A 12,882-nucleotide genomic window follows, 5' to 3' on the forward strand; every position below is an offset into this window, starting at 1 on the left:
GCTACACGTCCTGATACATCTGTTGATCTTGATACGCTGTAGTTCATTTTTAATAATTTCTGACCTTCTCCGTTGTTGAATTTTAAGATTCCTCTCGAATTTCTTTCTGCCATGATTTGTAAATTTTAATCGTTAGTAATATTTTGTGATTCAGTGATTGTGTAGCAAATATAAAAGGTCTTTTTCTCTAAAAAAAACTTTTCATCATAAATCTGAAAAATTGTAGTAGTTCTACGACTTTTTGTAGTAATTCTACGACATTAGATTTATGAATATCCCCATAACTACTACTAATAAAGCATTTTAAAATTTATCTCCAAGTAAGGAAAAAATACACTTTTACACTTGAATGAGAAATAATTGTCAAAATAAATTCAAAAAAATCAATATTTCCACCTTAAAATTTCACACCGAAAAAATAAGGAGAGGGGTTATTGTTTAAAATAATCTAAAAATTTTCATCCCGGATACCTTAAACAAAAAAGCAGAAGTAAAGTTACTTCTGCTTTTTATAATGATAAAACCAACAATTAATGTTTAGTATATTCCGGTGCTTCTGTTGGAGCCATTGTCGGAGTAAAGAACTCGTTCAACCAATAGAACGTCTGCCCGTTTTGCTGGATTTTCACTGCCGGATTATTTCTGTGATTAAGCATTCTTTCTGCCAGATCCTTATAGTGATGGAAATAAGTTCTTACGGTTTCATTACGAACTATTTTAGATTTCTTCCATCCTTTAAGTTTGAACTTAGCCAATATCTCTTCTTCGGAAAGATCGAATCCTGTACTCATTCCAATGGCATAAGACATTGGAAGTTCATAAAGATCTCCTTTATCTAAGAATTTAATCGTTGGATTGTATTTCTTTAATAGTCTTACATATTCCTTGATCGCTTTGGACTGACTGAAACCTGGTTTATCCGGTTCTGTATTTCTGTATACTTCAGAATAGAAAGCTTTAAGATTATCATATTCCGACTCGGAAATAAGGATTCCTTTTTCTATACTTGGAGTAATTTCTTTCAGCTCTTTTGGTAAATATCCTTTTACAAGGAAGGGGTTTCCATAGTTGATAAGCTGTGCGGCGATTCCTGCAGAAACAGGGTTAGTAAGTCCTGGATACAGATATTTATACTTTAAATCCACATCTGTTTTCCCAGCTCCTACTGAAGAGTGGAAATATTCATTCAATGACTTATCAATATTCTGATTATCCAGGGTAACCTGTGCAATAAGGCTGTCTACTGACTTCTTAAGGAATCCAGGTGTGGCTACATCTCCTTTTTTAGGGAAGATTACAAATCCTTGAGACATACTCTGCTTAGGATAAGCTAAAGAGAAGAATCCTGCATCTCCTTCTATCAGGCTGAAGTTGTTCTTGGTAAGAACATCAGATTGGTTAATGATCTTTTGCTTTTTAAGCTCAGCAATATTTTTAGCAGTATTGGTTACCACGTTTTCAGCCATCAATACAAAATCATTGTAAGTATCTGAAGATCTTGCGCTGGTCTGGAACATAATCAATCTTGCCTGAGCCTGAGTAAGAGAACCGATTACACTGTACATATTTCCACTTTGGTTAGCAGATGTCCCTACAGTGACTACGATATTGGTTTCATCCGGAACATTGGCAAGTAGGTTTCCAGCTGCAGAAAGAGCTTCTCCTACCGGCTGGTAACCATTATTGCTGGCACAGTTCATTTCATTCGTTTTCTGATCGATAAACGTTGTAATCTTACTGTAGTCACTACTTAGGTTGGAAACCGCAGTATTGCTACCACAGGTGTTGTTTTTATATAAAACCACCCCATATTTTACATTATTGAAGTATGATGGTTTTTCAAATCTAAGCTGAAGATCCTGTAATAATGATTTTACAATAGGTGCATAAGGTGCATTTCCGGCACTTATATCCAATGCAAAAACAATATTGATGTTTTTATCTCTATCTGTGATTTCTTTATAGCGATCGAAATAGATAGGTTCTCCCAACACGTTGAATACATAGTTTTTACTGTAATCAAGGATATTCGTAAAATACTTGGTTTTGGAATCCGGAGTTGGAGTTTCATTTAAAGCCAGGGTTACCGGGAAGATATTTTCCAGAGGTTTTCTCTTATTTACATCTGTAAGAAGAATAGCAGTCTTATTGTCTGCATCCGATCCTGATGCACCTGGATATCCTTCACGAACTCCTAACTCAGTATCGGTGATCCCTGTTGTATTTTTAAGTTTGATTGCTGAACGCTCACCCCATGTAGAAATTACGTTGGAACTCACCCATCCGTAAAGGCTCTTACCAATACTATCGATATCAACAGACGGCTTTTTACCTACCAAGAATCTTTTGTTATTTTCAGCCTGCTTGTAAACATATACCATCTGTCCGTTAGGGATCTTAACATTGGCTGTTTCAATAAGACTTGGTGAGTTGAACACCATGATAGAGTCATTCTTGTAGTATCTTTCAGCACTTCTGATAACCTCGCTGTTATTAGGTACTACGGCTACTCTTACAGGATATCCTGTTCTTTCATTTTTCAGGGAATGATTCCATAAAAGCAGGTCAGATTCATGGATCCAACCATACGTTTTAATGGATTTTGAGGAGACTTTTTTCATTAAGGCATCCGGAACATATTCCGCTACCTTTACCATTCCGTCTCTATGTTTCAGAACCATTAAAGGCTCCAGAAATTTCACTTCTTTATATGATTTTTCATCATCTTTATCCAAATAAGCCGTATTTCTTGATCTGTCTGAAATAACGATCCATGGAACGGATTTTTTAGGATATCCGTTGACAACTGTTGAATTATCTACCTGTCCATATTGAGAAGGCTCAGGCGTTTTTTTTGACGGCAGTTTTACCTGACAACTCGTCAACAATACTGATAATCCTATATAATATGCTGCTAGAGGAAATTTATTTTTCATCCTATTTTATCTTTTTATGATTGGCACATCCGGAGAACCGGACGATATTATTTGCTTTGGTTTATATCTACTTTCGTTACACAGTTCTGTGTATCATCCAAATTCACCTTTACAGTCTGGATCACCGTATTTTTGTCAAACTGAAGACCTGCACAGTACATGTAGAAGTTATTTACTTTGCTGTCGTTTACTTTTACCACTGTGTTTTCATTGTTACACAGGTAAGTTTTTAACAGGTAATTGTAATGCATATTAAAACTGTTACCGTTCGCAATCTGCTGTAAATGATATTTGAAATCGTTATCAATTTTCGCATAAGAATCTTCTACAGATACTTCTTCCTGTTCTAAAGAGTTATAAGCCGGAAGAATTTTGATACGGTGATAGATAGGCTCCTGGCTTTCTTCTGTGTATAGGGTCACCAAATAATCTCCAGGTTTTTTATAAGCATAGATAGCCAGCTTATCTTTAGAATCCGTATTTCCTGTTTCTCCAAACTTCCATGCAAACTGTGCCGCGTTGGAAACAGCACGAAACTGTACGTTCTCATTCTGCATTGCCTGCGTCTGAGCTTCTATAACTGTTTTAGACTTTACACTGTCCTTAGGCTGTTTAACGCTTCTTGCTGTTACCATTACCGGAAAGGATTTTGTGTACTTGTTGTCGACAATCAAACTTACCTGATAATATCCAGGTTTATTATAGAAGTGGATCCCACTGTTTTTATCAGAAGTTGTTCCGTCTGCAAAATTCCATCTTTTGGTTTTTGCAAACTGGGTTTTATCTTCAAATAAAAGGGTATCTCCTACCGACAATGTAGATGGATAAACTACTGCAACAATATCATCAGCAGAGTGGATCACTTTTTTCTGCAGCCATAATGCAACAAGTGCTGCGATGAGCAAGGTTGCAATAACACCGATAATAATGTTCTTCTTGTTCTTTTGAAAATAATTCATAGTTAATAATTGTGATGTGTTTTATTTAAAGTTCCTAAATTCATTGGTTAGTTTATTGAGTACGAGCTTTCAAATCACTCTTACGCTGATAAATCTTATCCTGCTTATCCTTAAACCCTATTCTGCATTCTTCCACCTGCTTTTCAAACCTCTTGATATCTTCTGAAGTGGTAGAAATTACCTTTTTATCTTCGTAATACATTTTATAGAATCTAGCAATTTGCGGGTAGGCATCTTTTCGGGTATCAATAATATTTTCATTACGTTTAAAGTAATCATTCAGATCATTTACTCCCACAAAGATATTATTTTCCACAAAAGGCTGTGGAGCCTCATCGGTAAGCTTCGTAATCATGGTATAAGTACTGTCCATGATCGGAATAATAATTTTTTGGTGTTGTTCAAATTCAGCCTTCTGTTCAAGATTCTGAATTCCTCTTACATCTTCATCAGAAAACGGAGAGTCAAATCCTTTTAAGAAGATGATTCCCAAAAATATCATGGCAGCCACAAGCATCAGTATTAAATAAAAAAACTGATAATGCCTTTCCTTTTTAGATAGTGTAATTTGTCCTTGCATATCTTTATCTTTTTATCTTCTTCTACCTCCTGTGAAATTTCTTGTAGGGTCTTTTCTAAGCTCATTATTGGCTCTATTAACTTTCCCCATACATTCATCAAGATCCCTTAGTACTGTTTTCTTTTTGAAATCTACCCCAATAATCTTAGTCTTTAAAGCAAGCATAGGTTCTATCTGCTTCATTAATGCAGCGTAGTGTTTAAAACTTGTGATACTGTCTTTCCCCATAACACTTTTAACATTTCCTACGTTATCCATAATATTGGTTCTAAGAAAAGCCTCATTTTCCACCTTGTTCATATCAAGCTGGGTCATTTTTTCGTAAATATCATCCACACTAAGCTTAAGCAGATCACTTCTGCGCATTAATTCCTTGTAAGCTTCAGCTTCGCGACTTATCCCTTCACGTTGTATATCATAGCTCTTAAAGAAGAGGTACAAACAACTAAAAGAGACCATAGACAAGACAGCAAAAGAAAGAATAAACTTCCAAATGCCCGTTCTGACGTCAGATTTGTTCAATTTTTTTTCCCTGTTAGAAGACATATATTTGCGATTTGTTTGGCCTGTGAAAGTATAAAAAAATTTTTTTATGCACAATACGTATTTTCCCCGCTCCGGTTTCGTGAAAACCCGGTTTAAATTAATATTAATTTTCTCTTTCATAAGTTTTTCATAAATTAGGCCTCTGAATTTTAAATATCATTCGCCAAATCGATATTAAGAATGAGTAAAATATTATCTAATACCGTGCGTTTTTCTATAGCAGACAGCGATTTTTATTTTAAAAAAATAATGATCAAAACCTTAATGGAAAACCCTTTCTATATGCTGTTGAACGACTGTAACAATGGCCACGAGCTTGTAAACAGAATTTACAGAAGACAGGAAGATGTATTCATTATTGAGCTATTTATGCCGGTATTGAGTGGAATTGAAGCGATTAAATATATAAGGAAAAACAACGCAGAAACGCCTATTATCACTTATTCTGGGACTTACCAGGAAGATATGGCTGAGATTCTGTCGAGAATTCCTAATATATATTACTGCCAGAAGAACAGCACCATTATTAAGGACATTATTAAAGGAAGTATAGCTTCTGATGAGTTTGATTATCAGGCCTATTCAAAAGAATGGGAACAACAGCCGCTTGCCGTACAGGAATATATGGACAGGCAGAAGAAAGGACAGGAAGAGCTTTCTCCGGCTGAGATACAGCTTATGAGATTCTGCTACGAAGGCTTCAGTAATAAGGAAATTGCCGAACAACTGAACCTGAGTACAAGAACAATTGATACTTACATTAACCGCCTAACGGAAAAATTAGGATTAAAAACCAAACTTCATCTTATCCGTTTCTGTGTGGAAAATGGGTACTACAATTCCAGTATGTAGGGATTATGGGATATGGAGAGTGCAACAGAAAGCTCTGGTAAGTTGATGGTTGTACATCCCGTTTTTTTATCATTATTGATGATTTTTCATCATTAAACTGCAATATTATTTTTTTATTAAATTATCTTCAACCTGCATTAATATAGCATATACGTTAATAGCTCAACTATTTGAACAAAAAATATTTTGCCACTAATTTGCTAGTATTCAATTTTTTTAACTAAATTTGCACACCTAAAATTTAAAATTAAAATAAGGAAATGACAAAGGCAGAATTGGTAAACACCATCTCAAATAAGTTGGGAACAGAAAAGAATGAAACACAGAAAGTTGTAGAAGCTTTTATGCAGGAGATCAGAACTTCTATGTATAATGGGGATAACGTTTATCTGAGAGGTTTTGGATCTTTTATCATTAAAACAAGAGCTGCTAAAACAGGAAGAAATATTTCTAAAAACACTGCGATTGAGATTCCTGCTCATAACATTCCTGCTTTCAAACCTTCAAAATCTTTTGTTGAGAAAGTAAAAACGAAAGTTGCAGTAAAATAAGAACATTAACTGAATATTAACTAGTTACTAAAAAATTAAAATTATGCCAAGCGGAAAGAAAAGAAAAAGACACAAGGTTGCGACTCACAAAAGAAAGAAAAGAAGAAGAGCGAACAGACATAAGAAAAAATAATCTCTTTTTCTCGAGATTTACAATATAATAATATAGTTGGTGGTTTTAAATTTTTAAAGTTCACCGACTATATTTTTGTTTGCAACTATAAGATTCCGCGGAAAACGGATGGTTTCAAATATTATTTTAATAAAAATATAATGGTTTTCATTCTAAATCCTTATATTTAATAGATGAATTAATCTAGAACAATACCAATTTCCTAAAATCTTAACAATTTTTATCTGATAACAAAATGAAGAAAGAACTAATAGTTTCGCATGAAGATGATCTTACAAAGATTGCCCTGCTGGAAGACGGAAGACTATGTGAACTTCATGAGCAAGAGGACAAAAGCGATTTTATAGTTGGAGATCTGTTTATTGGAAGAGTAAAAAAACTGGCACCCAACCTGAATGCAGCATTCGTAAATATTGGATATGACAAGGATGCATTCCTGCATTACCAGGATTTGGGACCACAATATCTTACCTACAGAAAGTTTTTAAAAGATACGATCTCTAAAAAACAAAACTCTTCAAGCTTAAAAAATTTCGAGATACAACCCGAAATAGATAAAAACGGAACGGTAGACAAAGTTATTGCAAAAGACGATCTTGTTCTTTTACAAATCACCAAGGAACCTATTTCTACAAAAGGTCCCAGAATTTCTACCCAAGTTTCACTGACAGGACGTTTTTTGGTTTTAATTCCATTCGACAATAAGGTTTCCATTTCTAAAAAAATCAAAAGTTTTGAGGAAAAGGAAAGACTAAGAACTCTAATCGACAGTATAAAGCCTGAAGGTTTCGGAGTAATTATCAGAACTGTAGCCGAAGGAAAAAAAGTAGCCGACCTTCATAATGACATGAATCAGCTGATTCAGAAATGGGAAAGCACTTTTAAAAATATCCAGAAAAACAAAGTTCCGTCTAAAGTTTTAAGCGAAGAAGACAAAGCTTCAGCTATTTTAAGAGACAATTTTAATCAGGATTTCGTGAATATCTTCTGCGATGATGAGCAAATGGTAAATGAAATGACCAATTACGTTGAAGTAATTGCTCCTGAAAAGAAAAATATTGTCCAGTTTTATGATTCTCATATTCCACTTCTGGAATATTACAATGTTGAAAAACAGCTTAAACAGAGCTTCGGAAAACACGTAAACATACCAAGCTCCAAAGGTGCTTATCTTGTTATTGAACATACAGAAGCACTTCACGTCGTAGACGTTAACTCCGGAAATAATATCACCACCGGAACCGCTGTCAATAAAGAACACGCTCTTAAAGTAAACAAAATGGCAGCCACTGAGATTGCCAGACAACTCCGCCTCCGTGATATGGGAGGTATCATTGTGATCGATTTTATCGACATGATCAATTCTGATCACAGAAGAGATCTCTTCGAACATCTAAAAGAGGAAATGAAGCGAGACAAAGCCCGCCACAAAATCCTTCCTCCTAGTAAATTCGGTCTGATCCAGATTACCAGACAAAGAAACCGTCCGGAAAAACAGATCGAAACCAAAGAAGAAAACCCGAACAAAGACGGAGAAATTGTAGCTCCAATTGTTATCGTGGAAAGAATGGGTGAAACGCTAAGAAACATTCTGCAGAAAGAGAAAGGAAAAATCTACCTGCATGTACACCCGTTTGTAGAAGCCTACTTAACAAAAGGCCTTCTTAAAAGTATCCAAATGAAATGGTTCATGAAGTACAAAAAATGGGTAACCATTGTTCCAAGGGATTCTTTTAAATATTTAGAATACAAAATTTACAATTCCAAAAAAGAAGAATTGATTGAATTTTCTAATTAAAACAAAATTTAAAACCTTCAGTTTTTACTGGAGGTTTTTTTATTATATTTGCAACAAATAACATAAAACTCAAACAAAATGAAAAAAAATCTATTACTGGTTACCCTGGTAACTCAGGGTATTTCTGCCCAAATTACATCTTACGACAACAGTTTTGCTTTTAATGGAAAGTATACCATTGCAGAGGCATCTAATTCTTACTACAACAACATTGTTCAACATTCAGACGGAAGCCTTTACTTTACCTATATAAAAGAAAGCGCTACTACTGAAGTTGTCTTATCTAGGTTAAATGCCAATGGAACAGTGGATACTTCTTTCGGATTCAATGGTGAAGTAAGCATTCCTTATATATCATCCGGATATCCTTCTACTCTTAAAAAACAGGCTGATGGTAAGCTTGTCATGCTAGGCTTCTATGAAGATGGCACAGCCATCACAAGAATTCTTCCTAACGGGCAGATAGATTCCTCTTTTGGAACCAATGGCACAGCTAAGATTCCCTATATCGGGATGAGTCTTAATGTAGACAGTTTTGGATTTCACCTTCAAAATAATAAAATAATAGTATATGGTAACGCTTTCGACAGCAATTACCACCTTTTAGATCATTCTCTAGTTTACAGATTAAATGAAAACGGATCTATCGATCAGACTTTTGGAAATAATGGATCCATTAATACAAAAAGTCGTTTTGTTTTTGTGGATAATCAAGCCAATATTGTAAGTCTCATCAGCAATACGATCAACAACAGCCCTTATCCTTATGGTGCGTTAGAAAAATACGACAGCAACGGACAGGTATTATTAACCTTTGGAAACAATGGGGTTGCAGCATTCTCATCCAGCCCGGGATTCATCAATTCCGCTATCATGGACAGTAATAATTATATTGTATGTGCTAATATTGACAATGAGATTTTCAGAATTACCCCCAATGGAATCCGCGACAATTCTTTTGTATTTAATAACACTACAGCCCCTTTCAATGAGGGCAGTTTATCGTTTCCTGTCACCGAGAAAAACGGCAGTTATTATATCTCATGGATAACAGGAGCAAACGGAGATACTTTTTTGATAGCTAAACTTACTTCAACAGGTTCTGTAGATCCTATTTTTAATTATTATTCAGAAAGCGGTACGAGCCCTTCAGGTATTGGAAACATGATTATCAATGATGGAAGTATTTTTGCAACGAAAGAAAAACAGATTGTAAAATTTCTATTAAATAATAATGCGACTCTAGCTACTGCAGACTTTTCCAAAGTAAGTTCTACCCCTATCTCATTTGAAAATCCAATTAAGCAACAATTAATTTACGATACAAAAGAGACTGTACAATCTATAGAAATTTATTCTACAAATAGTAAACTAATCAAAACCATTCAAAACAACAACTCCAATGTATCAGATCTTCCAACTGGAGTTTATATCGTAAAGATTAGATTCGCCAATGGTAAGGAAACTACGAGAAAACTAATCAAGAATTAATAATCAACATTCGAATGATAAAAAGGGTTTGCTTATTGTGAGCTGATCCTTTTTATTCTCAATTTAAAAATAAATACACTACAATGACAAAGAATTTATTCATCGTGCTGCTTCTTGTAGCGCAAACTGCTTTTGCACAGATTATTTCTAAAGATCCGACTTTCGCTTCGAACGGAGTCGCTGATATTCCCAGTAATTCTATAACGAACAATTACCAGATGGTTCAGAATGCTAATGGAGACATTTATTATACTTATAATGTAGATGTTGCTACAGGAGTTACTCATGGATTTGTGACCAAACTTAGCTCAAACGGAACTCCGGATCCAACTTTTGGAAATAACGGAACCGTAAAACTACCTTCTGAGCCTTATATAAACCAACTAAAAATACAACCGGATGGAAAATTGTTAATTTTTTGCTTTTTGGATGGTGCTCAAATAATAAGAATGCTTCCCAATGGTCAGATAGATCTTACATTTGGAACAAATGGTATTTCACCGTCAATCAATGCGGATCATGATGATTACTATAATTCTTATGAATTTATCCTACAGGGTGATAAAATCATTCTGCATGGTATCCAGAGAGGATCAAATCCGCACCATGCCATTTATCGTTTAGATGCCAATGGAAATACAGATAATACTTTCGGTAACAACGGATCTGTAGCCACACAAGGAAATATCACAGGCAGAACATTTGTCATGTTAGATAATCAATCAAATATTCTCAGCTTCAGTGATAATATCAGTGTCGTTGAAAAATTTGATCCTAACGGGCAGCCCATCACAAGCTTTGGAAATAATGGGACCGTGCAAATAAGCATAAATGGCTCCGGGATAGGTGATGTTGGTGATGTATTCATGGACAGCAATAATAGGATTATTTTCTCAACCCTTCAAAATAATGAGATGTTCAGAATAAACCAGAATGGAAGCCTTGACAATACATTTAATTACAATTTACAAACCAGTCTTGGTTTATCTTCAGGTCCAAGAATTTTAAGCATTAATGAAAAAGACGGATATTACTATATTGGCGGAAGCGCAGAAAACACTCTATTTACAACTAATTATTTTATTTCAAAACTTAATCAAAATGGGTCTATGAACTCTACCTTTGGTTATTATATAGAACCCAATTATGCTGATCCGCCATACCTCACTCCCCCTTTATCTACCATAACTGAAATGATTGTTAACAGCAATCATATTATTGTAAAAGGAAATAGCCGCATTGCAAAATATCTGATTAATAATGGTACTTTATCAACAACAGAAATTCCAAAAGCAACTCATACTATTTCTTTTGAAAATCCTGTAAAACAAAACCTGATCTATCAATCAAAAGAAAAAGTGAGAAAGATTGAAATTTATTATTCTGACGGAAAGATAGCAAAAATCATAAAAGACTCAGGTTCTCCTGTTTCGGATTTACCAAAAGGGATTTATATGGCTAAAGTTACTTTTGAAAACGGAAGTATCACCACCAAGAAAATGATTAAGAATTAAAATATGACCTCTGCTTCACCAGAGGTTTTTTATTACCTTGGTACCCATATTAAAGGCTTAGATTCCGTATTTTCAGGTTTGAAAGCATTGGATTTGTTTTTTGATATTGTACAGCAAGCTAAAAAAACCAACTCTGTTAAATTTAATCATAGCATCTTTTAATCCATCATTATGAAAAATCATCACTACAAAACCACCATTCAATGGACGGGAAATAAAGGAAATGGAACCAGCAGTTACAGAGACTACGAAAGAAGCCATACTATTTCAGTAGAAAATAAGACTGTCATTGAAGGTTCGTCTGATCCAGCCTTCCGGGGAGACAGCACGAAACACAATCCTGAAGATATATTCCTGTCTTCCCTTTCTTCCTGCCATATGCTTTGGTATCTTCATTTTTGCTCTGAAGCAGGGATTATTGTTATGGATTATATTGATGAAGCTACCGGAATTATGGAAGAAACGGCTAACGGCAGCGGGCATTTTACAGAAGTAACACTATATCCTACCGTTATTGTTTCTGATGAATCTATGATGGAAAAAGCTAAAGAGCTTCATCATAAAGCCAATGAATTTTGCTTTATTGCCAACTCCGTTAATTTTACTGTAAAACATATCCCTACGGTGTTAGTTAAATAAATAAAAATACATTTAAAAAAAACTCTAAAACACCAATAGTATTAAATAACCGTCTATAATAACTCTAATTTTCACAATCAGAATTCAATAAAAAGAGACTTATTTATAAAATAATCAATAAAAATAATATTTTACAATAATAAAAATCATAAAAAATTCAAATTATTTATTAATTTTATTCATAATGTTAAGTTTTTTTCATATTTTTATATAAACAAAACTAACCATGATGAAACCAAGATTAACTATTTTCGATGAGCCCATGTTATACACGGAAGGGTTATCAAAATTATTAATGCAGAGCAAAATTTTCAATACCATAAATATCTGCAATTCCTTAGAAAATCTCTCCAAACAATTAAGAGATAAGCCTCCTGAAATGCTTGTCATGAGTTCCAATATGCTTATGCTTACCGAAATATGTAAATCTGTGGAAAGCATCATCACAGAACATCATCATATCAAAATTATTATCATAGGCAGTTGTTATGATGTAATAGATATCAGAAAGCTTTTCAATAAAGGCATTAAAAGCTATCTGGATAAAAACTGCAGGTATGATGAATTTCTAAAAGCCATTAATGCTTTGCTCTTGAATGAAATTTATATTTGTGACCATGCTAAGGAAAGGATGCTCAGCTTCATCAGTAATGAACAGGAGAAACGAAATTTCCATATCAAAGATCCCCTTACCCGTCGCGAAATGGAAATTCTAAAACTGATATGTGATGGCTTCAGTAGCAAAGACATCTCTGAAAAACTTTTTATAAGTATCAATACGGTAGAAACACATCGAAAAAAAATTCTCTTGAAACTCAACGTAAAAAATACTGCGGGAGTCGTAAAATATGCTATTGAAAATCATATTGTAGACTGATTGACA

General features: G+C 34.3%; 11 protein-coding genes. 7 read left to right on the forward strand and 4 right to left on the reverse strand.

What is annotated here, in order from left to right; genetic code table 11:
- Nucleotides 1–530 precede the first annotated feature (530 nt).
- The 4 genes from tssR to tssO are packed head-to-tail and all read right to left on the reverse strand — an operon-like array spanning nt 531 to nt 5,021.
- A complete protein-coding gene (gene tssR / locus J2772_RS21710) occupies nt 531–2,936 on the reverse strand; it encodes a type VI secretion system protein TssR domain-containing protein (RefSeq protein WP_209920422.1) in 2,406 nt (801 codons plus the stop codon).
- 47 nt (nt 2,937–2,983) lie between these two features.
- A complete protein-coding gene (locus J2772_RS21715) occupies nt 2,984–3,895 on the reverse strand; it encodes a PKD domain-containing protein (protein WP_045493865.1) in 912 nt (303 codons plus the stop codon).
- 52 nt (nt 3,896–3,947) lie between these two features.
- Nucleotides 3,948–4,475 (reverse strand): type VI secretion system transmembrane protein TssO, encoded by a 528-nt coding sequence (locus J2772_RS21720; protein WP_209920425.1) that lies wholly within the window; start codon nt 4,473–4,475, stop codon nt 3,948–3,950.
- Nucleotides 4,476–4,487: 12 nt separating this feature from the next.
- Nucleotides 4,488–5,021, reverse strand: a complete 534-nt coding sequence (gene tssO, locus J2772_RS21725) for a type VI secretion system TssO (RefSeq protein WP_209920428.1) — start codon at nt 5,019–5,021, stop codon at nt 4,488–4,490.
- Nucleotides 5,022–5,201: 180 nt separating this feature from the next.
- On the opposite strand from tssO, the gene J2772_RS21730 reads away from it, so the two are divergent.
- The 7 genes from J2772_RS21730 to J2772_RS21760 all read left to right on the forward strand — a co-directional run bounded on the left by J2772_RS21730 (nt 5,202) and on the right by J2772_RS21760 (nt 12,876).
- Complete coding sequence (locus tag J2772_RS21730) at nt 5,202–5,873, forward strand: response regulator transcription factor (protein ID WP_209920431.1); 672 nt, start codon at nt 5,202–5,204, stop codon at nt 5,871–5,873.
- Nucleotides 5,874–6,133: 260 nt separating this feature from the next.
- Nucleotides 6,134–6,424: an HU family DNA-binding protein gene (locus J2772_RS21735; RefSeq protein WP_002984212.1), complete on the forward strand. Its 291-nt coding sequence runs from the start codon at nt 6,134–6,136 to the stop codon at nt 6,422–6,424.
- Nucleotides 6,425–6,792: 368 nt separating this feature from the next.
- Nucleotides 6,793–8,355, forward strand: coding sequence for an Rne/Rng family ribonuclease (locus J2772_RS21740; protein ID WP_209920434.1), 1,563 nt, complete (start codon nt 6,793–6,795; stop codon nt 8,353–8,355).
- A 78-nt stretch (nt 8,356–8,433) separates the two neighbouring features.
- Nucleotides 8,434–9,846 carry a T9SS type A sorting domain-containing protein gene (locus J2772_RS21745; protein WP_209920437.1) on the forward strand — a complete coding sequence of 471 codons (1,413 nt, stop codon included), beginning with the start codon at nt 8,434–8,436 and terminating at the stop codon, nt 9,844–9,846.
- Nucleotides 9,847–9,929: 83 nt separating this feature from the next.
- Entirely contained in the window at nt 9,930–11,360 is a 1,431-nt protein-coding gene (locus tag J2772_RS21750; RefSeq protein ID WP_209920439.1) for a T9SS type A sorting domain-containing protein, read from the forward strand.
- Between the two features lie 171 nt (nt 11,361–11,531).
- The gene (locus tag J2772_RS21755) at nt 11,532–11,999 is read left to right on the forward strand and encodes an OsmC family protein (protein WP_209920443.1); all 468 of its coding nucleotides are present in this window, start codon (nt 11,532–11,534) and stop codon (nt 11,997–11,999) included.
- 229 nt (nt 12,000–12,228) lie between these two features.
- Nucleotides 12,229–12,876 (forward strand): response regulator transcription factor, encoded by a 648-nt coding sequence (locus J2772_RS21760; RefSeq protein ID WP_209920445.1) that lies wholly within the window; start codon nt 12,229–12,231, stop codon nt 12,874–12,876.
- Nucleotides 12,877–12,882: the final 6 nt, after the last annotated feature.

The sequence above is a fragment of the Chryseobacterium jejuense genome, assembly GCF_017877355.1.
Classification (GTDB): domain Bacteria; phylum Bacteroidota; class Bacteroidia; order Flavobacteriales; family Weeksellaceae; genus Chryseobacterium; species Chryseobacterium jejuense_A.